Below are 24,803 nucleotides of genomic sequence, written 5' to 3'. Positions count from 1 at the left end.
ACTCAGGCGTTGACGGCCGTCGCGGCGTCATCGTCCGGAGTGTCCGACTGCTCGTCGTGACCGATGCTGCGGGCTTCGAGGTACGAGCACAGCTCGGCGGCGACCGCGAGCTCGCTGGCGAGGGAGTGCAGCTGGTGGCTGTTGAGGGTGGTGTTCTCGTCGTTCGGCTCGAGCGTGACGTTCCACCGGGCCTCGCCGATCTGGATCGGCTGCATGAAGATGCTGACGGAGGAGTTCTTCACCGGCACGATCACGAGCCCTGTGTCGGAGCCGTCGGAGCCGTCCTGGATGATCACACGAATGAGATCGCCCGCCTCGCGCGCGGAGCGGAACTCCGAGAGCCAGGTCTCCAGCGTCTCCTTGCTTCGAAAACTCACAGATCTCCTCCGTCGCTGCATCGTGCGGTCGGCTCGACCGCGTGGGTCCCCTTGCCCTCTTCTATCATTGCTTATGCGGGCTGTGCAGGCGCTCGCCGAAGGAGTGAGTGTGGCGCAATCACAGACAGACGGCTACTGGTACGGCGAGCGCGAGCGTGCGCGTGAGGTGCTTGAGGCGCTCCGGACGTACCGTGCGGCGGAGCGGGCCATGCGTCGACGCACTCGCGACGAGATGTCGATGGGCGAGAACGAGCTTCTCGCCCTGCGCTATCTCTTCCGCCAGTCCGGGCACGCAGCCCGGCCGGCCGACCTGGTCGCGTACCTCGGTATCTCGCCGGCGGCGACCTCGGTGCTCATCGATCGCCTGGAGCAATCGGGTCATGTGCAGCGGGAGGTGGACGACGCCGGATCTCCGAACGCCGTTCGAGCCACCGCGCATGCCGACGAGGATGTGCGCCAGACGCTCGGTCGCATGCACGAGCTGATGTACTCGGTGGCGGCGGGGATGGATGCCCAGGCGCAGGCGAACGTCACCGACTTCCTTCGCGCGATGGCCGACGCCGTCGACAAAGTCGCGTCCGAGGCGGAAGACCAGCCCCCGCAGGGCTGAGACCGACACGACCCCGATCCGCGTCGGTGTTGTCAACCCCATTCTTCGGCGCTCTTTCCCTTGGGATTCTGGGCATCAGGCAGGCCGGACGGCCCGCCCTATCGAAGGGAGCAAGAGATGACCATCGGCACCGGAGTCGTTCTGTTCGTCATCGGAGCGATCCTCGCTTTCGCACTCAACATCGACGTCGGTTGGGCTGACCTCACGATGATCGGCTACATCCTGATGGGTGCCGGTGTCGTCGCGTTCATCGTCGGTCTGCTGCTGATGGCGCGTCGCCGTCGCACCGACGTAGTCACTCGCACCGAAGCCGCCCCCGGCGCGTACGAGACGCGTCGCTCCACGCGCGCGGCGGGAGACGAAGAGGTCTTCTGACCGGAGGAACGTTCGCGCCCGGGTCCCGAGTGAGGCCCGGGCGCGAACTCTGTCTGCGCCCGATCGCGCGAGGGGATCGACCGATCAGGGGACGATGACGAGCTTGCCGCGGGTGTGACCGCTCATGCTGGCCTGGAACGCATCGGCGACACCGTCGAGCGGGAACGTCTCGGCGACCTCGACCCGCAGCAGCCCCTCGTCGACGAGCTCCGCGAGACGCGCGGTCTGCGAGCCGTCGGGGCGCACCCAGATGTACCGGCCGTCGTGCGACATGACCTTCGGGTCCGCCGTCGAGACATGCGCGCCGCCCTCGCCGAGCACATCGAGGGTGGTGTCGAGCTGGCCGCCGATGAAGTCGGCGACCGCGTCGACCGTTCCGCCGGCGATCTCGCGCACGCGTGCCGCCAGTCCCTCGCCATAGGTCGTCGGCTCGCCGCCCAGAGCGCGGATGTACTCGTGGTTGCGCTCGGATGCCGTGCCGACGACTTTCGCACCTCGTGCCGCGGCGATCTGCACGGCGAAGCCGCCGACGCCGCCCGCGGCGCCGTGGATCAGCACGGTGCGCCCCGACAGGTCGCCGAGTGCGTCGATCGACCGCAGCGCCGTGCCGCCAGCCAGCGGGAGGGCCCCCGCCTCCTCCCACGAGAGCGATGCCGGCTTGCGCGCGACCGCCGAGACGGGAACGGCGACCCGCGCCGCGAACGTGCCGGCGCTCACCGTGTCCTTGCGGGCGTAGGCCATGACCTCGTCGCCTACGGCGAATTCCGGGGTGTCCAAGCCGACCGCGACGACGACGCCCGCCACGTCCCAACCCGGGATCACGGGGAAGTGCACGGGCATCAGAGCGTCGAGCCCGCCCGCCATGACCTTCCAGTCGACGGGGTTCACGCCCGCGGCCCGCACCTCGATGAGCACCGACGCCGGCGGCAGCTTCGGCTCGGGCACCTCACGCACCTCGAGATCATCGAGATCCGTGGAATACCGGTCGTACACGACAGCGCGCATGGTGCCTCCTCAGAATGGGGGTGGATGGCATCCACTCTTCCACGCGCCGCGCCTGTGGGCGCGAGACTTCTCTACCAGCGTGAGACCTGCGTCGCGTGGCGCGGTTTCGTGCCCGAAAGCAGGTCTCGCGAGCTCACAGACCCTGCCCGGCATCCCAGAGCCGCTCGGTGCGGCCGGCGAGCAGCGCGTCGAGCGAGATCGCCTGGGCGTCGGTGAGCGATGCGACGTAGTCGATGATGCCGCGCCCCCGGCCGAGCGTCTCGACGTCGGCGCCCGCCCCCACGTCGTCGATGCGGCGGTGGTCGTCGGTGGCGAGATCGACGAGGTCGATGAGGCGGCGCGGTGCGCGCCGCGCATCGCGCGGATCGTCGAGCCATGCGGTGAAGCCGTCGACGAGCCGCTCGAGCACGCTGGCCTGACCGCGCTGGTAGACCGCGAGGTCGGGGCGCTCGAGGATGAACCGCTCGTGCAGGAACTTCAGCACCGCCACCTCGTGCCAGGCCTGCCGGTGGAGGCTGACGTGCCCCGAGCGGATGTCGGGATGCCGGTGCACCTCGATCGACGACTGCAGTCGCGCGATCCAGGCGGTGGTGAACCGCGCGAGGGCGCGCTCGCTGGCGAGCGATCCGTCGAAGGGCTCGGCGACGAGGCCGTCGATCACCTCGGACGACACCTTGGCGACGGCTTCGCTGAAGGCGTCGGGGTCGGCGATCCAGCCGTCCTTGACCTGCATCCGGCGCCACAGCAGCTCGAGGGAATGGCCGGGTGTGCGAGTGTCGGATGCGAGAGTCGACTGCTCCGCGGCGCGCAGCTGGGCGAGGTTGCGACGCCACGACCGGAACTCCGCCGACAGGGTCGCCGGGTTCAGCAGTCCGGCGCGGTAGAAGTCGTCGAGGTCGTGCAGCGAGTACGCGATGTCGTCGGAGAGGTCCATGATCGAGCACTCGACGGTCTGCTGCCCCTCGGCGATCGCCGGGTATGCAGAGAGCGCCTGCCGGGCATCCGGCTCGTCGATGGCGTAGAAGCTGAACTTGCTGCCGCCGCCGCGTCTCGACCCGCCCTCGCCACGCAGCCAGGGGTATTTGAGCACCGCGGCGCGCACTGCCGCGGTGAGGTTGAGGCCCACACCGGGGCGGTCGTGCTCGTCGAGACGGGTGAGGATGCGGTAGGTCTGCGCATTGCCCTCGAAGCCCTCGGCGAGGCCGAAGCGGGTGCGGGCGAGGCGGTCGAGCGTCTGCTCGCCGAGGTGCCCGAACGGCGGATGCCCGAGATCGTGCGCCGCGGCAGCAGCCTGCACCACGACGGGGTGTGCGCCGCCGAGCTCGGCGACGATGCGGTTCGCCTCGTCTGTGCGCGTGGAGAGGTGGGTCGCGATGGCTCGCGCGACCGCCGCCACCTTGATCGAGTGCGTCAGCCGGTTGTGCACGGCGAGGCCGGCGCCGGCCTGCGAGATGACCTGGGTCACCGCCGAGAGGCGCGAGTAGTACGGCGAGAATCGGATGCGCTCGACATCGACCCGGAAGTGCGGATGCCCTTCCGCGCGCTGGAACTCGTCGAGCGTCTCGGGCAGTCGTCGCATCTGGCGGGGATCATCCGGCTGCTGGGGCATGGATGCCAGTGTGCCACGCGCGCATCGCCCGCTTCGCTCTCAGAGCCGCGCGGCGATGCGGTGCAGCGCGTCGTGCGGCACGAGCCCCGCGGTCACCGTGGCGATCTGCGCCAGCGACATCCCCATCGCCTCTTCGGGCAGCGGCCCGTCGACGATCGGGCCGAGTTCGTCGCGCAGCACGCCACGGGCGTGCTCGTCGGCGAGCAGCTCGCGCACCGAGCGCATCGCCACCGCCGAGTCTCCGAGCGCCGACAGATCGGCACCGCCCACCGGGCCCGCTGCGCCTTCCGCCTGCTGCCGAGCCAGCACCAGGTGCTCGGCGCTCGGGGCACTCGACGCGGGCAGCCCGAGCCGTTCGTACTGATCGGCCGGTGCGTCGCTCTGGCGCATCAGCTCGACGAGCAGGCCGATCATGTGCAGCTCGAGCTCGTCGTCGACGAGCGGGTTCAGCTGCTGCGGGTCGCTCTCGAGATCGAACAGCTGCGACCCGAACGCCGCAGGGTTGGTCGGAGCGATGGCCGGCACCTTCAGCACCGGCATCCCCTTCGTGAACGGCAGCGGATCGACGAGCTCCGCGTGACGGAGGGCGTCGGCGCCGAAGCGGCCGCGCATGCTGGTCGGCATCAGCGTGTAGTCGAACAGGGGCTGATTGTCTGCGGTCACGCACGCGCGCATGTACACGTAGCGTCCGTCGGTGACGTTGGCGTGGCCGCCGTGCAGGCCGAACAGGGCCGCATCATGCAGCGGGAGCTCGGAGTCCAGCACGGGCAGAATCGAACGGCCCTGCATGTCGGGGGTCGTGTCGAGCCCGAAGTGATCGAGCAGGGTGGGCCCGAAGTCGATCGTCTGCACCAGGGCATCCCGGCTCTCGCCGGCGACGGCCGAGCGGGGATCCCACACGAACAGCGGCGTGTGGATCGTCTCCTCGTAGAACGGCGGCACGTTCTTGCCCAGCCAGCCGTGCTCGCCCAGCAGCAGGCCGTGATCGGTGCACACGATCAGCATCGTGTCGTGCCACAGGTCATGCTGATCCATCGCGTCGAGCACGCGCCCGAGCGACCGGTCGCACATCGACAGCAACGCGAGGTAGCGGTCGCGCAGGTGGGTGAGCTCGGCGTCGCTCTCGGTCACCTGCTTGTAGTCGGGCCAGTCGAAGTCGACCCCGTCGGCGACCGTGGGAGTGCCGTAGAGCTCGTGGTACTGCGCGTAGCTGAAGAACGGCTCGTGCGGATCGAAGGTCTCGATCTGCAGCATCCAGCCGTCGTCGGCCTGGTTGGTCTCGATGAACTCCAGCCCGGCGTCGAACGTGCGGGTCTGCGGGTGGTCGGCCTCGTCTGTCAGGTGCTGCCGGTTGACGGCATCCTGCCGGCGCAAGGCGTGGTTGCTCGCGTGCGGGGTGACGTTCGACATGTCCGGATCGGCCACCTGCCCCTTCCACTCGTCACCCTCCTGGCCGCGGAAGAACTCGAAAGTGCGGAAGCGCGGGTGATACGTCGCCCCGCCGTCGAGCCAGTAGTGCTGGTGGTCGGTGACGAGGTGCGTGTGCACGCCCGCCTCGTCGAGCATCTGAGGCACCGAGTCGTCGAAGGGCTCGAGCGGTCCCCAGCTGCGGTGCAGGAAGTTGTAGCGACCGGTGTGCATCTCCCGCCGCGCGGGCATGCAGGGCATGCTGCCGCCGTAGCAGCGGGTGAAGCGCGCGCTGCGCTTGGCGAGGCGTTCGAAGTTCGGCGCGTGCACGCCCTCGGCGCCATAGGGCGGCAGGAATGCGCGGTTGAGGGTGTCGAACAGCACGACGATGGCTTTCACGGGTCTCCTTCGGCGGCGGACGGTGGGGCGCGGTAGTCAGCGCACCGAGCGGATGCGGTAGACGGCCACGCCGCCGAGGGCCATGATCACGGCGGCGATGACGTAGAGCTGGGTGTAGCCTGCCACGCTCAGCACGAGCCAGCCCACGAGGGCGGCGATGGGAAGGTGCTGCGCGGCGTTGACGATGCCGAGGTCTCGGGCACGTGTGGTGACATCGGGCAGCACGTCGGTGAGCAGAGCCTGGTCGACCGAGAGGAACACCCCGTATCCGATGCCGAGCAGCACGGCCGCGACGATCGAGGCGCTCCAGGTCGGCACGAACGCGAGGGTGAGCGCGGCTGCGACCTGCAGGCCCGCGGAGGCGGCGACGAAGAATCGTCGCGAGCGCAGTCGGTCGGTGAGTGCGCCGCCGGCCCACGAGCCGAGACCGCTCGCGACGAGATACACGAGGATCAGCACGGTGAGCGCCGATTCCGGGTTGGCCAGCTTGAGCGAGTCGGAGAGGAAGTAGAGCAGGTAGGTGGTCCCCACGAGGTTGCCGGCGTTGACCAGCACGCGCGACACGCCCGCCCAGCCGAGGTCGTGATAGACCCGGGTGATCTGACGGATGCTGCGGCGCGGCGGTGTCGCGCCCGCGTCGCCGGAGCGGGCGGGCAGGGCGGGCTCGGCGTGTCCGAGCAGGAACGGGAGCGGCGCGATCAGCGCGAGGGCGGCGATGACCGCCCAGCTCCAGCCGACGTCCTTCACCAGCTCGGTCACGATGATCATGCCGCCTGCGAGGGCGATCACCTGCGGCACGCCCGCAGCCGCAGACGCGCGGCCGCGCTGCGCGGGCGGTACCTGATCGGCGATCATCGCCGACAGCGACACGAGCACCGCGGACTGCCCTACGGCCACGATCGCGAGCAGCACCGCAGCGAGCTGCCACGAGGGCTGGATCCCGACCAGGGCGAACGGCACGGTGGCGGTCGCGAAGCCGCCCAGTGCCCAGGTGCGGCGGCGACCGAATCGCGGTTCGCTGCGATCGCACAGCCAGCCGATGACCGGTACCGAGACGACGATGACGATGGCCATCTCGGCGATGAGGAACGAGCCGACGCCGATCTTCTCGGCCGGGTCGAGAGTGCTCGCCAGCTGCACCAGCATGAACTGCCCGGGAAGCATCACGAGCAGCCAGAACCCGAACCAGGCGAGGCCGAACGTCCACAGCCAGCTGCGGCTCACCGGGGTCTGCGCCGGGGGAGCGGACGCCGTGTCGACCGTCGGTCGGGCGTCGGCGCTCATGCTGTCGTCCGAGCGGCGCGGCTGAGCGGGTGCGGGTGGAACATCATCGTCTCCTCGGCAGACCACATCGTCCGCCCGTCAGAAGTGGGACGACTGCCCCACTTCTGGTGATGATAGGACCGCCGGGCACCGGATGCAAGTCGGCGGACGCGTCAGCGCCCGCGCATCAGCATCCGGCGCAGCAGACTCTTCACCCACCCCCGGTAGGGCGGGTAGGCCAGGCGCATCGTGTCGGGGCGCAAGGGCTTGTCGAGCACGCTCTTGAGATGGCTGAAGGTGCGGAACGACGCCTCGCCGTGGTACGCGCCCATCCCGCTCGTGCCGACCCCGCCGAACGGCAGCTGCGGAGCGCCGAGGTGCGCGGCCGGGGCGCCGAAGCTCACTCCGCCCGAGCTGGTCTCGGCGAGGAAGGCCCGGCGCACGCGGCGCCGACGGCTGAAGACGTACGCGGCCAGAGGCTTGGGCCGTGATCGGATGAAGGCGCGGGCCTCCGCGGCCGATCCGACATGCACGATCGGCAGGATCGGCCCGAAGATCTCCTCCTGCATCAGGGGCGAGTCCGCGTCGACGCCATTGATGACGGTCGGAGCGACGTAGCGCTGCTCGAGCGATACCTCGCCCCCGAACGAGGGCGCGGCATCGGTCAGCATCCGCGCGAGGCGTTCGGCGTGGCGAGGGGTGACGATGCGGCCGTAGTCGGGGCTCGTCGCGGCATCGGACCCGTACATCTCCCGCGTCGCGCGTTCGAGGTGCGGCACGAGTGCCCGAGCGGTCGCCGGGGTGGCGAGCAGGTAGTCGGGCGCGACGCAGGTCTGGCCTGCGTTGAGCAGCTTGCCCCACATGATCCGTCGCGCGGCCACCGCGAGGTCGACCGAGTCGTCGATGTAGGTGGGCGACTTGCCGCCGAGCTCGAGGGTGACCGGTGTCAGGGTGCGCGCGGCCGCGGTGGCGACGATGCCGCCCACCTTCTCGGATCCGGTGAAGAAGATGTGGTCGAAGCGCTGCTCGAGCAGCTGGCCGGTGACCTCGGCGCCGCCCTCGACGACGGCGAGCGCACGCTGATCGAGGTAGAGCGGAATCAGCTCGGCGAGCAGCGAGCTGGTCGCGCCGGCGAGCTCGCTCGGCTTGACGACGGCGGCGTTGCCCGCCGCGAGAGCGCCCACCAGCGGATTCAGCACGAGCTGGAGGGGATAGTTCCACGGGCCGATGATGAGCACGACGCCGAGGGGCTCCGGAACGACCCGGCCACGCGCGGGCGCGAGCATGAGCGGCAGGGGCACGGTTCGCGCCCGCATCCAGCGACGCAGACGCGGCAGCGCGTAGTCGATCTCCGCGATCACCATCCCGATCTCGGTGATCACCGCCTCAAGGGGGTGCTTTCCGAGATCGTCGTGCAGGGCCTGCTCGATCTCGGGCTGGTTCTCGAGCAGCATCCGCCGCAGCGCCCGCAGCTGATCGCGTCGCCAGCGGCGCGATCGGGTGATGCCGGCGTCGAAGGCGGTTCGCAGCTCGTGGGTCGTCTGCTCGGCGCGGCTCACGACGCCGCCTGCCGGGTGCGGCGCTGCGGCGTGCCCGTCTCGTCGTCGTCCGGAAGCGGCTCGGCCAGGCTCGCCACGGCGCGCGCGGCGGCTCGCACGGCATCCCGGCTGGCCGCGTCGTCGCGGTTGACCAGCCAGTTCAGGGTGAGGCCATCGGTGAGGGCGACCAGCAGCTGCGCGGCCGTCGCCAGCGGTACGGTCCAACGCGACCCGGAGTGCGAGGCCGCCAGCGTCAGCGACTCGCGCGCGATGCGCAGGTACTGGTCGTACTGCTGCTGCGCCAGCGGGCGGCGAGTGCGCAGCGCGTGCTGGGTCAGCTCGAGCATGGCCTGCTCGCGGGCCGGCTCGGCCTGCAGATGCTCGAGGTAGCCGGTCAGCCCGTCGGTGAGCAGCTCGGCGAGGTCGCGCCCCTCGAGGTCGGCCGGCAGCACGGCCTTCTCTTCCGTGGCGAGCACGTCGAGGATGAGCCGGTCGATCAGCTCGTCCCGCGACTCGAACGCGTAGTGGAAGCTCGCCAGCGACATGCCGGCCTCGGCGACGATCGCGCGGGTGGATGCCTCGTGCAGCCCGCGAGAGGCGACCACCCGCAGGGCGGCGGCGATGAGTTCTCGGCGGCGTACATCGACGGGGGTGCGGGCCATGTCTCCTCCTTAGCACGGATGCTGTCACGCAGGTTGCTGGTTGCCTGGCGCAGACCTACTATATTCGTGATGTGGGACACTTGACCCACTCTTCCCGTTCCGCGGTCGTCGACGCCCGCGAGAGAGGTCGAGGATGACCGTCACGCACACACCCTGGCGCGAATGGGCGCAGGCCACCGCCGACGAGCCCCCGCCCTACGCCGTGCTCGACCGGCAGGCCCTGCTCGCCAATGCGGCCGACCTCACGCGGCGTGCCGGAGGCGTGCCGCTGCGCATCGCCAGCAAGTCGTTGCGCGTGCGCCCGGTGATCGAAGAGCTGCTCGCCATGCCCGGCTTCGCCGGGGTGCTCGCCTTCACCCTGCCCGAGGCGCTGTGGCTCTCGCGCAGCTGCCCCGACGTCGTCGTCGGCTATCCCACCGCCGACCGCCGGGCCATCGCCGCGCTCGCGCGTGAAGAGCAGGCGACGCGTGCGGTCACCCTGATGATCGACAGCGTCGCGCAGCTCGACCTCATCGACGCGGTGGTCTCTCCCGGGCAGCGCCCGCCCATCCGGGTCTGCCTCGAGCTGGACGCGGCGTGGCAGGGCCCGCCGCCGCTGGGTCGTCTCGGCGTGCTGCGCTCGCCGGTGCGCACACCGCAGCAGCTGCGCGCGCTCGCCGTCGCGGTTCAGCGGCGGCCGGGGTTCGAGCTGGTCGGGGTGATGGCATACGAGGCGCAGATCGCCGGGGTGGCCGACCGCGTGCCGCATCGTGCGCCGATGAACGCGATCGTGTCGTGGGTCAAGCGGCGCTCGCGCATCGAGATCGCCGAGCGACGAGCGCGGGCCGTGGCCGCCGTGCGCGAGATCGCCGACCTCGAGTTCGTCAACGGCGGGGGCACAGGGTCGATCGAGAGCACAGCGGCAGACGCGTCGGTGACCGAGATAGCCGCCGGCAGCGGGATGTTCGCGGGTCACTACTTCGACGACTACACCGCCTTCCGTCCGCGACCGGCGACCGGCTTCGCCCTCAGCGTGGTGCGCAAGCCGCGGGCCGACTGCGTGACACTGCTCGGCGGCGGCTGGGCCGCATCCGGACCACCCGGGCCCGATCGTCTGCCGCAGGTCGTGCACCCGGCCGGGCTCAGGATGCTGCCGCGCGAGAGCGCGGGAGAGGTGCAGACCCCGCTGCGGGGCAGCGCCGCGCGCAGCCTGTCGGTCGGCGACCTGGTGTGGCTGCGCCACACGAAGTCCGGCGAGCTGAGCGAGCACGTCAACGAGTTCCTGGTCGTCGACGCGGGACGCGTCGTCGACCGGCATCCCACCTACCGAGGCGAAGGGAAGGCCTTCCTGTGACCACCACCACGAGCATCACCGACGGCACCAGCACCGGCACGCGACGCGCATGGCAGAACTGGGGCCGCACGGTGCGTGCGCACCCCCGCGACGTCGTGTGCCCGACATCCGTCGAGCAGGTGTGCGAGATCGTCGCGACCGCCGCACGGTCGGGCCGACGGGTCAAGGCGGTGGGGGCGGGGCACAGCTTCACCGCGATCGCCAAGGCCGACGACGTGCAGATGAGTCTCGACGGGCTGAGCGGGCTGCGCAGCGTGGATTCTGCGCAGCAGACCGTGACGCTCGGCGCCGGAACCCGGCTGCACGAGATCCCCGCGCTGCTCGCGCCGCTGGGTCTCGCGATGGAGAACCTCGGCGACATCGACACGCAGTCGATCGCGGGTGCGGTGTCGACCGGCACGCACGGCACCGGCTCGCGCTTCCGCGGCATCGCCGCGCAGATCGCAGGGGTCACGCTCGTGACCGGCCGGGGTGAGGTGATGCGGGTGGATGCCGAGCACAGCCCGCAGCTGCTGCCTGCCGTGGCCGTCGGGCTCGGGGCCCTCGGCATTCTCGTCGAGGTGACGGTACGGTGCGTCCCGGCCTTCGACCTGCGTGCGCGAGAACGCGCCGAGCCGCTCGCGGCCGTGCTCGACACGATCGAGAGCCGGGTGCGTGACGCCGATCACTTCGAGTTCTTCTGGTTCCCGCACACCGAGACGGCCCTCACCAAGATGAACACCCGAGTGTCTGCCGGCGAGGGCCGTGCGCCCCTGCAGCCGGTGCGGCGCTGGTTCGACGAGACCCTCATGGCGAACGGGATGTTCCGCGCCACGTGCGCGCTGGGGCGGCTGTCGCCGGCGGCGGTGCCGACGATCAACCGCGCCGCAGCGTGGCTCTCGGGCGAGCGCACCTTCTCCGATGTCTCCTCGCGCGTGTTCGCCACCCGGCGCACCGTCCGCTTCACCGAGATGGAGTACGCGATCCCCGCCGATCAGGTGGTTCCCGCGTTCATCGAGGTGCAGGACGCGATCGCGAGAGGCGGCTGGCGCATCACGTTCCCGGTCGAGGTGCGCTTCGCCGCCGCCGACGAGCTGTGGATGTCGACGGCGTATCAGCGTCCGTCGGCGTACATCGCGGTGCACCGGGCCGTGGGTGAGGACCCGCAGCCGTACTTCCGCGCCGTCGAGCAGATCATGCGCGCGCGTGGCGGACGGCCGCACTGGGGCAAGCTGCACGGACGCGCGGCAGCCGATCTCGCCGAGGCATACCCGCGGTTCGCGGAATTCCGCGAGGTTCGGAACGACCTCGATCCGCAGCGGGTGTTCGCGAACCGGTATCTGGAGCGGGTGCTGGGCAGCTGAACAGCGGAGACGAGAACGCCGAGGCCCGGCATCCGATCAGCGGATGCCGGGCCTCGTGCGGTCGTGGGTCAGCGCGCCTCGGCGCGCGCCGCGATCAGCTGCTGCAGCCACCGGAACGACGACTTCGGGGTGCGCTCGCCGGTGGTGAAGTCGACGTGCACCAGGCCGAAGCGCTGCGTGAACCCGGCCGCCCACTCCCAGTTGTCCATCAGCGACCATACGAACCAGCCGCTCAGATCCAGACCCTCCGCGGGCCCGCCGGGCGCGACGGCCGCCAGTGCCGCCGCGAGGTGGTCGCGCAAGAAGGCGACCCGCTCGGTGTCGTCGACGGTGCCGTCGGGGCCGACCTCGTCGGGGAAGCTCGCGCCGTTCTCGGTGATGTACACCGGCGGCAGCACGTCGCCGTAGCGCTCCTGCATCTCGGTGAGTGCGCGGGCGAATCCGGCGGGCTGGATCGGCCAGCCGAAGCCGGTCGTCGGCACGCCCTCGAACTCGAGCAGCCGGAACGGCAGATCCGCCATCGCCGCGCTCGTTCCGTCGGGGCTCTCCCCTTCGCCGGCGCCGGCGGCGACGAGGGTAGGCATGTAGTAATTGAGTCCGTAGAAATCCAGCGGCTGATGGATCTGCGCGAGATCCTCGGACGGGACCTCGTCGAAGGCCGCCAGCGCGTCGCCGAGGAAGTCGGGAGCCTCGGGGTAGCGGCCGAGCAGCACCGGGTCGGCGTAGATCCGGTTGTGCACGAGGTCGAACAGGGCGGCCATCGCGTGATCCTCGGGGGAGTCGGAGGCCGGGATCACCGGGCTGTGCGTGTTGGTGATGCCGATCCGGCCGGGAACCCCCGCCGCGCGCAGCGCCTGCACGGCCAGGCCGTGGCCGAGCAGCTGATGGTGCACGGTGGGCAGCGCGTCGAAGAGCAGGCTGTGTCCGGGGGCGTGCAGGCCCAGCGCATAGCCGTTGAGGGTCACCGTGGCCGGTTCGTTGATGGTGATCCACGAGTCGATCCGGTCGCCGAAGCACTCGCCGAGCAGGCCGGCGAGGTCACCCAGGCGCTGGGCGGTGTCACGATCGAGCCAGCCCTTCGCGTACTCTTCCGGCAGGTCCCAGTGCGAGATGGTCGCGAAGGGGCGGATGCCGGCGGCGTGCAGGCGGTCGAGCAGGCGATCGTAGAAGTCGGCTCCCTCGCGGCTCAGGCCGCCCGACCCGCCGGGCTGCACGCGCGTCCACGAGAACGAGAAGCGATACGCGTCGGCGCCGAGCTCGCGCATCAGCCCGATGTCCTCGGCGTAGCGGTGGTAGTGATCGGCGGTGCGGGAGGTGTCGCTGCCGTCGATGATCCGGCCGGGGTCGGACGCGAAGCGGTCCCACACGCTCGGGGTGCGGTCGCCCGCGGTGGTCGCCCCCTCGATCTGCGCCGCGGCGGTGGCGGTGCCGAGGACGAATCCTTCAGGCAGCGCGCGGGCGAGGGCGTGCGGGGTGGCGGCGGCAGTGGCGTCAGCGAGCATCGTCGTCTCCTGGTGGGCGAAAGTGGGACACTCGTCCCACTTTGACCGATACTAAGCCGCGGAGGCGTCACGGTGCAAGGATGAAGGCTGCTGGACGATTGACTGGGACGCTCGTCCCACAGTACGGTGCTGGACACAGAGCAAGGAGGCTCATCGTGCATCAGGCATCCGTCAGTCCAACCCCCTCCCCGCGCGGGTGGCGATCCCCGACTTCCCGGATGCGACGGCGCCGATCTGGCGGCGCTGCGCTCGCCGCCGCGGCTGTCGTCCTCGGCCTGGCGGCCGCACCGGCCGCCGCGGCCGCACCCGATGGGACAGCCGTGACGACGGCGCCGGGCGCCGGCGCCGTGGCATCCGCTTCGGCATCCGACGGCTGGTGGGATGCCCCGAATCGACCGGCCGAGGAGGTCGAGCTCAACGTCTCCGGCGCGCCGACGACCTCCGGCCCCGGAGAGCCGGTGCGCGGATACATCGACTCGCACACGCACCTGAACTCGAACGAGGGCTTCGGGGGCCGGCTGATCTGCGGTGCACCCTTCTCCCCAGCGGGCGTCGCGGATGCCCTGAAGGACTGCCCCGACCACTACCCGAACGGCGAGCTGGCGATCTTCGAGAACCTCACCGGGGGTGCGAACGGCACGCACGATCCGGTGGGCTGGCCGACGTTCGCGCACTGGCCGAGCACCACCTCGCTCAGCCATCAGGCCGCGTACTACGCCTGGGTGGAGCGCGCCTGGCGTTCGGGACAGCGCGTGCTGGTGAACGATCTCGTCACCAACGGCGTGATCTGCTCGCTGCCGATCATGGTCAAGGATCGCTCGTGCGATGAGATGACGGCGATCCGGCTCGAGGCGAAGAAGGTGCGTGAGATGGAGGCGTACATCGACGCCCTCTACGGCGGGCAGGGCAAGGGCTTCTTCCGCATCGTCACCGACCCCGCGCAGGCGCGTGAGGTGATCCAGCAGGGGAAGCTGGCGGTGGTGCTCGGCGTCGAGATGAGCGAGCCGTTCGGCTGCAAGATGATCCTCGACGTCGCGCAGTGCTCGAAAGCCGACATCGACCGCGGGCTCGACGAGTTCCAGGGGCTCGGCATCTCGAGCATGTTCCTCTGCCACAAGTTTGACAACGCGCTGTGCGGCGTGCGCTTCGATCCCGGCACGATGGGCACGATCATCAACGTCGGGCAGTTCTACTCGACGGGCACGTACTGGAAGACCGAGGCGTGCCGCGGGCCGCAGCACGACAACCCGATCGGCAACGCTCCGGTGCCCGACGGGCTCGAGGGCGCCGATCCGCCGACCTACCCGTCCGGCGCGCAGTGCAACGTGCGCGGCATGACGAAGCTGGGCGAATACGCGCTGCGCGCGATGATGGATCGCAACATGATGGTCGAGCTCGACCACATGAGCGTGAAGGCGGCAGGTCAGGCGCTCGACGTGCTCGAGGCCGAGCAGTATCCCGGCGTGCTGTCCAGCCACAGCTGGACGGATGCCGGATGGACCGAGCGCCTGTACCGCCTCGGCGGCTTCAAGACCTCCTACCCGCACGCGGCCGAGGAGTTCGTCGCCGACTGGCGCGACGAGAAGGCGCTGCGCGAGAAGTACGACAAGGGATACGGATTCGGGCTGGACTTCAACGGGCTGGGCGGACACCCCGCCGGCGGCTCGGCGCCGGTCGAGGTGCAGTACCCGTTCACCGCGGCCGACGGCTCGACCGTCGTCGACCGGCAGGTCAGCGGGCAGCGCACCTTCGACATCAACGTCGACGGCTTCGCCCACACCGGTCTCACGCCCGACTACCTCGAGCAGGTGCGCCTCGCCGGCGGCGGTGCCGAGATCGTCGACAGCATGATGGGCGGCGCGGAGTCGTACCTGCAGACCTGGGAGGCGACGCGCGGGTTCCAGAGTGCGACGAACATCGCCACCGGCAAGGGCGCGTACGCCAGCTCGAACGAGAACAACCCGTTCACGAGCTACGCCGCCAGTCGCGCCGTCGACGGCAAGGCGTCGACCCGATGGGCGAGCGGCAACTGGGGCGCGAGCCCGCAGTGGATCCGCGTCGAACTCGGCGAGCAGCACCTCATCGACCGGGTCAGCATCGACTGGGAGAAGGCGGCGGCGAAGTCGTACGAGATCCAGGTGTCCGACGACGCCGCCGCCTGGCGCACGGTGTGGTCGACGACGACCGGTGACGGCGGCCTCGACACGGCGACGTTCGACGCGGTGACGACGCGGCACGTGCGCGTGCTGTGCACCGAGCGCACGACGACGTACGGCTATTCGATCAAGGAGATCGGGGTGTACCCCGGCTGAGGCTGCGGTCAGTCCAGCCCCGCGGAGATCTCCTCGATCATCTGCGTGATGCGGTGGCGGGCCTCGAGCAACCGGCGGACGTCGGTCTCGAGGCTCGCCAGCCGTGTGGTGGTTGCGTCGTGCCTGCCGGCGATGTGCAGGTTCGCACGGATGCTCATCGCCGCCCCTGACAACCCCGCGGCGAGCGATTCCATCGCCACCGCCAAGTCGACCGCGATGTGCGGATTGCCTGCCGAGGCGAGCACCTGCGCGTCGGAGGTGAGCAGGATGCCGATCGCCCCGAGCCTCGCCACCGACTCGGCGGCGTCGACGGCGGCGGCGCTGACCTGCTCGTCGCGCTGCGGGTCGTCGGACGGCAGTGCCAGTGCCGCCCCGAATCGCACCGACAGCACCCCGTCGGCCTCGACGGCCTGCAGCACATCCGCGCGGTTGCGCTCGAGCCGCGCCGCGCAGGCCGACGCGGCAGCGCTGTCGGGCGTGTACGCCGCCACCATGCCCATCAGGGCGGCGGCGACACCGAGCAGCACGCCGGTCGCCGCCCCGCCGCCGGGGGAGCCGTTGGGCTGGCTGAGGGCGTCGAGCCAGGCATCCATCGGTCGGGATGTCGGAACGTGTGCGGAGTCGGGATCGGCCATGCGGGCCACACTACGACGGTCTCATCCATGACGCCGCTGTTGGCGACTTCTTCATGCGCGACGTCGTCGGCGGTGCGATGCGCGAAGCGCACTGCACCGCCGACGTCGCAGAGCTGTGTGGAGGATGGTGCTGCGTGCTGAGCTTGTGACCCGCGCGCATCGGGTCGCGACGTTCGTGGGCCGACCCGACCATTCCGCTGCTCTGTGATGAACGTTCTGTTTGCTCAGTAAAGACCGATGACCATGCGTGCGCAACCGATGGGTCACCGGCTGGACAATATGACTAGTGTTGTGAGCGAACAGACGTCAGGAGTGAACACCATGACCGCTTCGCTCGACGCGACCGATCGACGCATACTTCTCGCAATGGACGACGACCCGCGGATGCCGGTGGCGATCCTGGCGCAGCGTCTGAACCTCGCACGCGGAACCGTCCATGCCCGGCTGGAGCGGATGAAGACGGCCGGCCTGCTGCGCCCGCATTCCACCCGCCTTCGCCCGGAGGCGCTCGGCCGACCGGTCGCCGCGTCCGTCCGGGCGGAACTCGACCAGCACCAGATCGCCGAGGCCATCGACGCGCTGAAGAACATCCCGGAGGTTCTTGAATGCTTCGCTCCTGCGGGCGATGATGATCTGCTTCTGCGCGTCGTGGCGGCAACTCCGGATGACCTGTACCGAGTCAGCGAGGAGATCCGGCTCTGCCCCGGTATCGTGCGTACCTCGACGAGCCTGTTCCTGCGCGAGGTCATCCCGTACCGAGTCACCGGTCTGCTGAGCACGCCCGAGACGCCCGAGAAGAGGTAGCGGTGTCTATCCCCGCGAGAGATGAGGCGGCAGCCGGTTCCGTGCGGTCAGGGCAAAGCAAAACCCCCGCCATGTAGAAGCTAGGCGAGGGTTTCTGGGCTGATTGTAATGATCAGCCGTGTGGCTCCGACCGGCATCGATCCGGTGACCTTTCGATTTTCAGTCGAACGCTCTACCAACTGAGCTACAGAGCCGTGCGGCACATCGTGATCTGCCGCATCTTAGACGAAGAGCCTCCTCGAAAGAAGGCTCATCGCTCAGAGCGACCCTGACGGGACTTGAACCCGCGACCTCCGCCGTGACAGGGCGGCACGCTAACCAACTGCGCTACAGGGCCATAACTTTTCAATTGTATCGGAAGAGTGACCCCAACGGGATTCGAACCCGTGCTACCGCCGTGAAAGGGCGGCGTCCTAGGCCGCTAAACGATGGGGCCGAAGAGATTCCCGGGGGTTTCCCTTGCCGACGCTCAAGCATAAGGGCTGTCGCGGCGAAAAACGAAATCGAGGGCGCGTCGGGTTACATCCCGGGCGTTTCGGGAGGACTATGTACAGACGAGGCGTGTGCCTCTCGTCTTCCTGCGTGGTTGCGGGGAAGCCGGCACCTGGTGCGACTGTGACGAATGTTGTTACTGTTACAGCTGTGAATCCGGCGAAAGGAGCCGAGTGAACGAGCACGTTACTGCGGATGCCCGGTCCGCAGGGGCCGACTGCGGCTGCGCCCCGACTGCTGCAGAACGCGAGGCCCTCTGGTCGCGCTCGAAGCTCACCCGCCGAAGCGCTCTCACCGTCGGAGCCCTGAGCGCCGTCGCCCTCTCGGCCTTCGGCGTCTCTGCGACCACGCACAGCGCCCGGGCCGCCGGCTACCCCAGCTGGGATGACGTGCAGCGCGCCAAGGCCAGTGAAGGGGCGAAGGCGTCGGAGATCACGCGCATCGAAGCGCTGATCCAGCAGCTCACCGACCAGGCCGCAGCAGCCGAAGCAGCCGCCCGTAAGGCCGGCGAGGAGTTCTTCACCGCGCAGCAGGCGTACTTCGACCAGGCCGCCAAGGCGGACGACCTCCAGGCGCAGGCCGACGAGCAGGCGAAGATCGCCGCCGACAGCGCCCGCAAGGCAGGCCAGGTCGCCAACCAGCTGTACCGCAGCGGCGGAGACGAGGCGGCCCTCGAGCTCTTCCTCTCCGAGTCCTCCAACGGGGCCGACGACCTGCTCGCTCGCCTCGGCAGCATGGACAAGCTCGTCGAGTACAACCGCACGGTCGCCGAGCGTGCGGCATCCGCTCGCGACACTGCTCAGTCGCTCAGCAATCAGGCATCCACCGCCCGCGACGAGCGCGACCGTCTGCAGAAGATCGCCGAAGAGAAGATGCAGGCCGCGCAGCGCGCCGCCGACGCGGCGCAGGCCGCGCTCGAAGAACGCCAGGCCAACCTCGTGACGCTGCAGGCGCAGCTCGCCGCGCTCAAGGACAACACCACCGCGACGGTCGCCGGCTATCAGGAGGGCGAGCGCATCCGGAAGGAAGAGGAAGCGCGTCGTCGCGCCGAAGAGGCCGAACGGCTTCGCCGCGAGGCCGAGGAGGCCGCCAAGAACAACCAGGGCGGCGGCGGCGGTGGCGGCGGTGGCGGTGGCGGAGGAGGCGGCGGAGGTGGCGGCGGCGGGTCGGGGTCCGGTGCCTGGCGACGTCCGCACGGCGGGTACATCTCGTCGCACTTCGGCCCGCGCCCGCCGGTGTGCACCGGCGGCGTCTGCCGCTCGACCAACCACGGCGGCACCGATTTCGCGAACGGGTGCGGCGCGCCGATCTACGCGGCATCATCAGGCCGGGTGGATGCCGCGTTCTACAACAGCGGCTTCGGCAACTGGGTGCGCATCCAGCACGGCGGCGGCATCGCCACCAGCTACGCCCACATGTCGCGCTACGCGGTCTCGAACGGCCAGCAGGTCAGCGCCGGTCAGGTCGTCGGGTACGCGGGCAACACCGGCGCCTCCCAGGGGTGCCACCTGCACTTCGAGGTGTACATCAACAACAACCGCACCAACCCGTACAACTTCCTGGCTGCTCGCGGCGCGCTCTGATCCGCACCCGAGGTGAGAACCGAAGAACCCCCGGCCGAGCGGCCGGGGGTTCTCGCTTCGACAGGCTCAGCGACCTATCGGACAGGCTCAGTGCCCTTCGCCGGCGAAGCGCTCGATGGCCTCGTCGAGGATGCGCTGCGCCTCGGCGGCGTCGCCCCAGGCGTCGACCTTGACCCACTTGTTGGGCTCGAGGTCCTTGTAGTGCTCGAAGAAGTGCGCGATCTCCTTCTTCGTGTACTCGGGCAGGTCGTCGATGTCCTGGATGTGCGCCCAGCGCGGGTCCTTCGACAGCACGGCCACGAGCTTGTCGTCGCCGCCGGCCTCGTCGCTCATCTTGAGCACGGCGACGGGTCGCACGTTCACGACGACGCCGGGGAAGATGGCGTGGTCGAGCAGCACGAGCACGTCGAGCGGGTCGCCGTCCTCGCCGAGCGTGTTGTCGAAGTAGCCGTAGTCGGCCGGGTATCCGAAGGTGGTGTACAGGACACGGTCGAGGTGGACGCGACCGGTCTCGTGGTCGACCTCGTACTTCACGCGGCTGCCGCGCGGGATCTCGATGACGGCGTCGTGTGCGCCCATGTGCTGTTCTCCTTGAAATGACGGTCGGATGCCGGGCACCAGCCTACCCGCGCAGCCGCAGCAACCCCCGCTCGAGCGGTCCGACCAGCACGAGCAGCAGCAGTGCGAGGTAGCCGATCGGGTGCACCCACGCCGCCAGGGCCAGCGCGACGAGGAAAAGGATGATGGCCGAGATGTCTCCCGCGCAGCCGCGTCGCAGCGCTTCGACGGGGATGTCGGCGAGATCGCGATGGCGCAGCAGGTAGAGCTTCGAGGTCAGTGTGGCGACCTGCGTCAGGATGAGTGTGCCGATGTATACGGTCGCCTGCACGGCATCCATCGACAACTGGCCGAGCATCGCAGTCGGCACCGGCAGCCACACGATGGTCAACAGCCAGCCGATGTTGATCCACAGCAGGGCGGGCGTGATCGCCGCCACCCGGAGATACATCCGGTGGTGCTCCATCCAGAACGTGGCGATGAGCACGAAGCTGAGGACGAAGCTGATCAGCTGTCCCGACGTCTCGTGAAGGAATTCCGCAGTCCGGATGCCGCGACCGGCGGCGTCGGTGACCGATTCCAGCAGCGGCAGGATCAGCAGGGTCATCGCGATCGCGACCACGGCGTCGGTGAACGCCGTGAAGCGCTCTCGCGCGAACCGGGTCGGCGCCGTCGCCTTGCTCACGGCCCCAGGGTACGTCCGCGCGCGCTGCGCGCGCCACCGCTACCGTGGAGTCGTGCCCTCGCTCGACCCCGCCATCGCCGAAGTCCGCCGCGCTGTGCGCGCCGCCCTCGGATCGCTGCCCGACGGTGCCACGGTGGTCGTCGCTCTGTCCGGCGGTGCCGATTCGCTCGCGCTGACCGCTGCCACGGTGTTCGAGGCGCGAGCTCGCGACATCACGGTGCTCAGCCTCACCGTCGACCATCAGCTGCAGCAGGGCTCGGGCATGGCTGCGGCAGCCGCAGCCGTCACCGCCGAGGGCATCGGCGTGCACGACGCGCTGCAGACGAAGGTCGCGGTCATCAGCGACGGCGAGGGCATCGAGGCCGCCGCCCGCGGATCCCGCTACGCGGCGATCGGCAGCATCGCCCGCGCCGAGGGTGCCGCCGCCGTGCTGCTCGGGCACACCCTCGACGACCAGGCCGAGACCGTGCTGCTCGGCCTCGCGCGAGGGTCGGGGGCGGCGAGCCTGCAGGGAATGGCGCCGGTTCGCGCGGGAGACGACGGGATGCTGTGGATCCGGCCGTTGCTCGGGGTGCGCCGCGCCACCACGCGGGCGTGCTGCACGGCATCCGGACTCGAGATCTGGGACGACCCGCACAACCTCGACGACCGCTACGCCCGCGTCCGCACCCGTGAGCGGGTGCTGCCGGTGCTCGAGGCGGAGCTCGGACCCGGCATCACCGAGGCGCTCGCGCGCACAGCAGAGCAGCTGCGGGAGGATGCCGAGGCGTTCGACGAGATGATCCACGAGACCATCGAGGACATCGTCGAGCACGCCGAGGCGGGCATCGCCGTGAGCGTCGCGGCGCTCGCCGCGAACCCGGCGGCGCTGCGCAACCGCATCATCCGTCTCGTCGTCGACAGCGAGTTCGGGGTGAGCCTGACGCGCACGCAGACGCTCGAGGTGGCCCGCCTGGTGACCGAGTGGTCGGGTCAGGGGCCGATCGACCTGCCCGCCTGCACCGCGCGGCGGGCCGGCGGGCAGATCGTCTTCACCGCGCGATAGCGACTACTTCCGGCCGCCGAACAGCCCGCCGAGGATGTCTCCCAGGCCGCCGAGACCGCCGCCGGACGAGCCCGGCGCGGTGCGGTCGCCGCCGAGCAGGCCACCCAGGATGTCGCCCAGACCGCCGCCGCCACTCGAGGCGCCCTTGCTGCGGTTGGCGATGATGCCCATGATGATCGGCGCGAGGATGGGCAGCAGCTTGCCGAAGTCGATGCCGCTGGCCGTCTTCTCGCTCTTGTTGAGCGTCTCGGCGACCTCGCCCTTGCGCTCGCCGAAGACGTGCTTCACGATCTTCTCGCCATCGGCCTGATCGACGTCATCGACCGTGGATGCGCCCGAGAAGCCGCCGTGGCGGTTCAGCGCCTTCTCGATCGCGGCCGACCCCTCGCCGCTCTCGGCGTTCTTGGACAGGCCGCCGAGCAGAGTCGCGCCGCCCTCCTGCACGGCCTGCCGCGCCACCTCAGGGCTGACGCCGAAGCGCTTCGCGATGTCATCGATCGGCACCTGCTTCAGGATCTCGTCGACGTTCATGTCTTCCTTCCCCGCAGGACGGATGCCCTGCTTCACCGCTCACAGTAGTGGGGGCGCATGAGCGGATCGACCTAAGATCGATCCATGCGCGCTGCCGACATCCAGGACGACCTCAGCCAGATCCTCGTCACCGAGGAGGAGATCCTCGCGAAGCTCGATGAGCTCGCAGCCCGGGTCGCCGAGGACTACGCAGACAAGGACCTCATCCTGGTCGGCGTGCTCAAGGGGGCAGTCATGGTGATGGCCGACTTCGCCCGCGCGCTGCCGATGGACGCCCCGATGGACTGGATGGCGGTGTCGAGCTATGGTGCGAGCACCAAATCCAGCGGTGTGGTGCAGATCCGCAAGGACCTCGACACCGACCTGCACGGCAAGCACGTGCTCATCGTCGAGGACATCATCGACTCGGGGCTGACGCTCAGCTGGCTGCTCGAGAACTTCGAGTCGCGCGGTGCGGAGTCGATCGAGGTGCTCGCGATGCTGCGCAAGCCCGAGGCGGCGAAGGTGCAGATCGACTGCAGGTACGTCGGTTTCGACATCCCGAACGAGTTCGTCGTCGGCTATGGACTCGACTACGCCGAGAGCTACCGCAACCTGCGTGATGTCGCCGTGCTGGCTCCGCACGTCTACAGCTGACCCTGCGGTGGGCTCAGGACCCAGCGGGTGCGGTACGCCCGTGGTGAACGTTCAGCGGACGCCTGAGCGCCGAGCGGTACGCTGAACGCATCATGGACGTCAAGAAGGTCTCCCGCAACCCGCTGATCTACATCGCGTTGATCGGCGTGCTGCTCTTCGCCGGTTTCCTGCTGATCTCGAACCTCTCGGCACCCGCGCAGGTGACCGTGCAGCAGGGGCTCCAGCTGCTCGAGGGCGACACGGTGATGAAGGTCGTCAACACCGACGGCGACCAGCGGGTCGACCTGACGCTCTCGAAGGAGTTCGAGGGCGCGAAGAACGTGCAGTTCTACTACGTCGAGGCGCGTGCCGACCAGGTCGTGAAGGCCATCGACAGCGCCGACATCAAGGCGAAGGACGTGACCGACGTCGTACCGCGCGCGACGTGGTTCGACGGCTTCATCTCGCTCCTGCTGCCACTCGTGCTGCTGGGCCTGCTGTTCTGGTGGCTGCTCTCGTCGATGCAGGGCGGCGGCAGCAAGGTCATGCAGTTCGGCAAGTCCAAGGCCAAGCTCGTCAACAAGGAGACCCCGACCGTCACCTTCGGCGACGTCGCCGGTGCGGAGGAGGCCATCGAGGAGCTGCACGAGATCAAGGAGTTCCTGCAGGATCCGGCCAAGTTCCAGGCCATCGGCGCCCGCATCCCGAAGGGCGTGCTGCTGTACGGCCCTCCCGGCACAGGCAAGACGCTGCTGGCCCGCGCCGTCGCGGGTGAGGCCGGAGCGCCGTTCTACTCGATCTCCGGATCGGACTTCGTCGAGATGTTCGTCGGCGTCGGAGCCTCCCGCGTGCGCGACCTGTTCACGCAGGCGAAGGAGAACGCCCCCGCCATCATCTTCATCGACGAGATCGACGCCGTCGGACGTCACCGCGGTGCCGGCATGGGCGGCGGCAACGACGAGCGCGAGCAGACGCTCAACCAGATGCTCGTCGAGATGGACGGCTTCGACCCGAACGCGAACGTCATCGTGATCGCGGCGACGAACCGCCCCGACATCCTCGACCCCGCCCTGCTGCGCCCCGGACGCTTCGACCGCCAGATCGGCGTCGACGCGCCCGACATGAAGGGCCGTCAGCAGATCCTCGAGGTGCACGCCAAGGGCAAGCCGCTCTCCCAGTCGGTCGACCTCGAGGTCGTCGCGCGGAAGACCCCCGGCTTCACGGGTGCCGACCTCGCGAACGTCCTCAACGAGGCCGCTCTGCTAACCGCCCGCTCGAACGCACAGCTGATCGACAATCGCGCGCTCGACGAGGCGATCGACCGTGTGATCGCAGGTCCCCAGCGACGCACCCGGGTGATGAAGGACAAGGAGAAGCTCATCACCGCGTATCACGAGGGCGGTCATGCCCTCGCGGCGGCGGCGATGAACTACACCGACCCGGTCACGAAGATCACCATCCTGCCGCGCGGCAAGGCGCTCGGCTACACGATGGTCATGCCGCTCGATGACAAGTACTCCGTCACCCGCAACGAACTGCAGGACCAGCTGACCTACGCCATGGGCGGCCGCGTCGCCGAGGAGCTCGTCTTCCACGACCCCACCACCGGTGCCTCGAACGACATCGAGAAGGCGACCAGCATCGCCCGCAAGATGGTCATCGAGTACGGCATGACCACGCAGCTCGGCCCGGTCAAGCTCGGTTCCGAGGGCGGCGAGCCGTTCGCCGGTCGCGACATGGGCCGCGGACGCGAGTACTCCGAAACGGTCGCCGAGCGCGTCGACGCCGAGGTCCGCGCGCTGATCGAGCAAGCGCACAACGAGGCGTACCAGGTGATCAGCGAAAACCGCGACATCCTCGACCGCCTGGCCCTCGCGCTGCTCGAGGAGGAGACCCTCGACCACAACCAGATCGCCGAGATCTTCACCGAGGTGCGCAAGCTCCCCGAGCGTCCGCAGTGGCTCTCGAGCGAGGAGCGCCCGGTGTCGACGCTGCCCCCCATCGCGGTGCCCCGTCGCGTCGAGGAGGGCGTGGCCGCGCAGAGCGTGCATCCGACCGAATCGGCCCGCACCGCGAGCGCGCCCGCGACCGGCGGGCAGGCCCGACCGGCGACGGCGTGA

22 protein-coding genes and 3 tRNA genes are annotated in these 24,803 nt (G+C 69.6%); 10 read left to right on the top strand and 15 right to left on the bottom strand.

What is annotated here, in order from left to right:
- Window positions 1-2: 2 nt before the first annotated feature.
- Window positions 3-377: a hypothetical protein gene (locus tag ACWGSM_RS08230; RefSeq protein ID WP_452322434.1), complete on the bottom strand. Its 375-nt coding sequence runs from the start codon at window positions 375-377 to the stop codon at window positions 3-5.
- A 109-nt stretch (window positions 378-486) separates the two neighbouring features.
- Between ACWGSM_RS08230 and ACWGSM_RS08225 the strand changes: the two genes are divergently transcribed.
- Together ACWGSM_RS08225 and ACWGSM_RS08220 are read left to right on the top strand one after the other, a co-directional pair.
- Window positions 487-987: a MarR family winged helix-turn-helix transcriptional regulator gene (locus ACWGSM_RS08225; protein ID WP_452322433.1), complete on the top strand. Its 501-nt coding sequence runs from the start codon at window positions 487-489 to the stop codon at window positions 985-987.
- 117 nt (window positions 988-1,104) lie between these two features.
- Complete coding sequence (locus ACWGSM_RS08220; RefSeq protein ID WP_271638677.1) at window positions 1,105-1,362, top strand: DUF6458 family protein; 258 nt, start codon at window positions 1,105-1,107, stop codon at window positions 1,360-1,362.
- Window positions 1,363-1,446: 84 nt separating this feature from the next.
- On the opposite strand, the gene ACWGSM_RS08215 is transcribed toward ACWGSM_RS08220, so the two are convergent.
- From ACWGSM_RS08215 to ACWGSM_RS08190, 6 genes are all read right to left on the bottom strand, one after another.
- Window positions 1,447-2,367, bottom strand: coding sequence for an NADP-dependent oxidoreductase (locus ACWGSM_RS08215; RefSeq protein ID WP_452322432.1), 921 nt, complete (start codon window positions 2,365-2,367; stop codon window positions 1,447-1,449).
- A 133-nt stretch (window positions 2,368-2,500) separates the two neighbouring features.
- On the bottom strand, window positions 2,501-3,976 hold the full coding sequence (locus ACWGSM_RS08210; protein ID WP_452322431.1) for a deoxyguanosinetriphosphate triphosphohydrolase family protein: 1,476 nt from the start codon (window positions 3,974-3,976) through the stop codon (window positions 2,501-2,503).
- A 39-nt stretch (window positions 3,977-4,015) separates the two neighbouring features.
- On the bottom strand, window positions 4,016-5,782 hold the full coding sequence (locus ACWGSM_RS08205; protein ID WP_452322430.1) for a sulfatase: 1,767 nt from the start codon (window positions 5,780-5,782) through the stop codon (window positions 4,016-4,018).
- Between the two features lie 36 nt (window positions 5,783-5,818).
- On the bottom strand, window positions 5,819-7,066 hold the full coding sequence (locus ACWGSM_RS08200; RefSeq protein WP_452322429.1) for an MFS transporter: 1,248 nt from the start codon (window positions 7,064-7,066) through the stop codon (window positions 5,819-5,821).
- Between the two features lie 152 nt (window positions 7,067-7,218).
- A complete protein-coding gene (locus ACWGSM_RS08195; protein WP_452322428.1) occupies window positions 7,219-8,604 on the bottom strand; it encodes an aldehyde dehydrogenase family protein in 1,386 nt (461 codons plus the stop codon).
- A complete protein-coding gene (locus ACWGSM_RS08190) occupies window positions 8,601-9,245 on the bottom strand; it encodes a TetR/AcrR family transcriptional regulator (RefSeq protein ID WP_452322427.1) in 645 nt (214 codons plus the stop codon). The genes ACWGSM_RS08195 and ACWGSM_RS08190 overlap by 4 nt, the downstream gene beginning before the upstream one ends.
- 133 nt (window positions 9,246-9,378) lie before the next feature.
- Between ACWGSM_RS08190 and ACWGSM_RS08185 the strand changes: the two genes are divergently transcribed.
- Together ACWGSM_RS08185 and ACWGSM_RS08180 are read left to right on the top strand one after the other, a co-directional pair.
- A complete protein-coding gene (locus ACWGSM_RS08185; protein WP_452322426.1) occupies window positions 9,379-10,578 on the top strand; it encodes an alanine racemase in 1,200 nt (399 codons plus the stop codon).
- Window positions 10,575-11,921, top strand: coding sequence for a D-arabinono-1,4-lactone oxidase (locus ACWGSM_RS08180; RefSeq protein WP_452322425.1), 1,347 nt, complete (start codon window positions 10,575-10,577; stop codon window positions 11,919-11,921). Before ACWGSM_RS08185 ends, ACWGSM_RS08180 begins: the two co-directional genes overlap by 4 nt.
- Before the next feature lie 68 nt (window positions 11,922-11,989).
- Here ACWGSM_RS08180 and ACWGSM_RS08175 read toward each other — a convergent pair whose 3' ends face one another.
- Window positions 11,990-13,423: a glycoside hydrolase family 1 protein gene (locus ACWGSM_RS08175; RefSeq protein WP_452322424.1), complete on the bottom strand. Its 1,434-nt coding sequence runs from the start codon at window positions 13,421-13,423 to the stop codon at window positions 11,990-11,992.
- Window positions 13,424-13,641: 218 nt separating this feature from the next.
- Between ACWGSM_RS08175 and ACWGSM_RS08170 the strand changes: the two genes are divergently transcribed.
- Window positions 13,642-15,735, top strand: a complete 2,094-nt coding sequence (locus ACWGSM_RS08170) for a galactose-binding domain-containing protein (RefSeq protein WP_452322423.1) — start codon at window positions 13,642-13,644, stop codon at window positions 15,733-15,735.
- A gap of 8 nt (window positions 15,736-15,743) precedes the next feature.
- Here ACWGSM_RS08170 and ACWGSM_RS08165 read toward each other — a convergent pair whose 3' ends face one another.
- Window positions 15,744-16,370, bottom strand: coding sequence for a cyclodeaminase/cyclohydrolase family protein (locus ACWGSM_RS08165; protein ID WP_452322422.1), 627 nt, complete (start codon window positions 16,368-16,370; stop codon window positions 15,744-15,746).
- 321 nt (window positions 16,371-16,691) lie between these two features.
- On the opposite strand from ACWGSM_RS08165, the gene ACWGSM_RS08160 reads away from it, so the two are divergent.
- The gene (locus tag ACWGSM_RS08160; RefSeq protein ID WP_452322421.1) at window positions 16,692-17,174 is read left to right on the top strand and encodes an Lrp/AsnC family transcriptional regulator; all 483 of its coding nucleotides are present in this window, start codon (window positions 16,692-16,694) and stop codon (window positions 17,172-17,174) included.
- 121 nt (window positions 17,175-17,295) lie between these two features.
- On the opposite strand, the gene ACWGSM_RS08155 is transcribed toward ACWGSM_RS08160, so the two are convergent.
- The 3 genes from ACWGSM_RS08155 to ACWGSM_RS08145 all read right to left on the bottom strand — a co-directional run bounded on the left by ACWGSM_RS08155 (window position 17,296) and on the right by ACWGSM_RS08145 (window position 17,610).
- Window positions 17,296-17,368 (bottom strand) — tRNA-Phe (locus tag ACWGSM_RS08155).
- Between the two features lie 69 nt (window positions 17,369-17,437).
- Window positions 17,438-17,511: transfer RNA gene (locus ACWGSM_RS08150), tRNA-Asp, on the bottom strand.
- A gap of 26 nt (window positions 17,512-17,537) precedes the next feature.
- Window positions 17,538-17,610 (bottom strand) — tRNA-Glu (locus ACWGSM_RS08145).
- A gap of 229 nt (window positions 17,611-17,839) precedes the next feature.
- Here ACWGSM_RS08145 and ACWGSM_RS08140 point away from each other — a divergent pair.
- On the top strand, window positions 17,840-19,249 hold the full coding sequence (locus tag ACWGSM_RS08140) for a M23 family metallopeptidase (RefSeq protein WP_452322420.1): 1,410 nt from the start codon (window positions 17,840-17,842) through the stop codon (window positions 19,247-19,249).
- 87 nt (window positions 19,250-19,336) lie between these two features.
- On the opposite strand, the gene ppa is transcribed toward ACWGSM_RS08140, so the two are convergent.
- Both ppa and ACWGSM_RS08130 read right to left on the bottom strand, forming a co-directional pair.
- Window positions 19,337-19,828 (bottom strand): inorganic diphosphatase, encoded by a 492-nt coding sequence (gene ppa / locus ACWGSM_RS08135; RefSeq protein WP_452322419.1) that lies wholly within the window; start codon window positions 19,826-19,828, stop codon window positions 19,337-19,339.
- A 43-nt stretch (window positions 19,829-19,871) separates the two neighbouring features.
- Window positions 19,872-20,492 (bottom strand): TMEM175 family protein, encoded by a 621-nt coding sequence (locus ACWGSM_RS08130; RefSeq protein ID WP_452322418.1) that lies wholly within the window; start codon window positions 20,490-20,492, stop codon window positions 19,872-19,874.
- 52 nt (window positions 20,493-20,544) lie between these two features.
- Between ACWGSM_RS08130 and tilS the strand changes: the two genes are divergently transcribed.
- Window positions 20,545-21,537: a tRNA lysidine(34) synthetase TilS gene (tilS, locus tag ACWGSM_RS08125; protein ID WP_452322417.1), complete on the top strand. Its 993-nt coding sequence runs from the start codon at window positions 20,545-20,547 to the stop codon at window positions 21,535-21,537.
- A 3-nt stretch (window positions 21,538-21,540) separates the two neighbouring features.
- Here the strand turns inward: tilS and ACWGSM_RS08120 are convergent, their stop codons facing one another.
- The gene (locus ACWGSM_RS08120) at window positions 21,541-22,068 is read right to left on the bottom strand and encodes a DUF937 domain-containing protein (protein ID WP_452322416.1); all 528 of its coding nucleotides are present in this window, start codon (window positions 22,066-22,068) and stop codon (window positions 21,541-21,543) included.
- Between the two features lie 84 nt (window positions 22,069-22,152).
- Between ACWGSM_RS08120 and hpt the strand changes: the two genes are divergently transcribed.
- Both hpt and ftsH read left to right on the top strand, forming a co-directional pair.
- On the top strand, window positions 22,153-22,704 hold the full coding sequence (gene hpt / locus ACWGSM_RS08115) for a hypoxanthine phosphoribosyltransferase (protein ID WP_452322415.1): 552 nt from the start codon (window positions 22,153-22,155) through the stop codon (window positions 22,702-22,704).
- 92 nt (window positions 22,705-22,796) lie between these two features.
- The gene (gene ftsH, locus ACWGSM_RS08110) at window positions 22,797-24,803 is read left to right on the top strand and encodes an ATP-dependent zinc metalloprotease FtsH (protein WP_452322414.1); all 2,007 of its coding nucleotides are present in this window, start codon (window positions 22,797-22,799) and stop codon (window positions 24,801-24,803) included.

The sequence above is a fragment of the Microbacterium sp. NPDC055521 genome, from assembly GCF_053619695.1.
The sequence above is the reverse complement of the archived record's forward strand: the minus strand, read 5'-3'. Positions and strand labels throughout refer to the sequence as shown.

Bases quoted from the DNA above. Each gene is read 5' to 3' on its own strand.
- ACWGSM_RS08175 (WP_452322424.1), bottom strand. From the start codon at position 13,423: ATGCTCGCTGACGCCACTGCCGCCGCCACCCCGCACGCCCTCGCCCGC.
- ACWGSM_RS08220 (WP_271638677.1), top strand. From the start codon at position 1,105: ATGACCATCGGCACCGGAGTCGTTCTGTTCGTCATCGGAGCGATCCTC.
- ftsH (WP_452322414.1), top strand. From the start codon at position 22,797: ATGGACGTCAAGAAGGTCTCCCGCAACCCGCTGATCTACATCGCGTTG.
- ACWGSM_RS08210 (WP_452322431.1), bottom strand. From the start codon at position 3,976: ATGCCCCAGCAGCCGGATGATCCCCGCCAGATGCGACGACTGCCCGAG.
- ACWGSM_RS08190 (WP_452322427.1), bottom strand. From the start codon at position 9,245: ATGGCCCGCACCCCCGTCGATGTACGCCGCCGAGAACTCATCGCCGCC.
- ppa (WP_452322419.1), bottom strand. From the start codon at position 19,828: ATGGGCGCACACGACGCCGTCATCGAGATCCCGCGCGGCAGCCGCGTG.
- ACWGSM_RS08160 (WP_452322421.1), top strand. From the start codon at position 16,692: ATGACCGCTTCGCTCGACGCGACCGATCGACGCATACTTCTCGCAATG.
- ACWGSM_RS08170 (WP_452322423.1), top strand. From the start codon at position 13,642: ATGCGACGGCGCCGATCTGGCGGCGCTGCGCTCGCCGCCGCGGCTGTC.
- ACWGSM_RS08165 (WP_452322422.1), bottom strand. From the start codon at position 16,370: ATGGCCGATCCCGACTCCGCACACGTTCCGACATCCCGACCGATGGAT.
- ACWGSM_RS08185 (WP_452322426.1), top strand. From the start codon at position 9,379: ATGACCGTCACGCACACACCCTGGCGCGAATGGGCGCAGGCCACCGCC.
- ACWGSM_RS08120 (WP_452322416.1), bottom strand. From the start codon at position 22,068: ATGAACGTCGACGAGATCCTGAAGCAGGTGCCGATCGATGACATCGCG.
- ACWGSM_RS08200 (WP_452322429.1), bottom strand. From the start codon at position 7,066: ATGAGCGCCGACGCCCGACCGACGGTCGACACGGCGTCCGCTCCCCCG.
- ACWGSM_RS08215 (WP_452322432.1), bottom strand. From the start codon at position 2,367: ATGCGCGCTGTCGTGTACGACCGGTATTCCACGGATCTCGATGATCTC.
- hpt (WP_452322415.1), top strand. From the start codon at position 22,153: ATGCGCGCTGCCGACATCCAGGACGACCTCAGCCAGATCCTCGTCACC.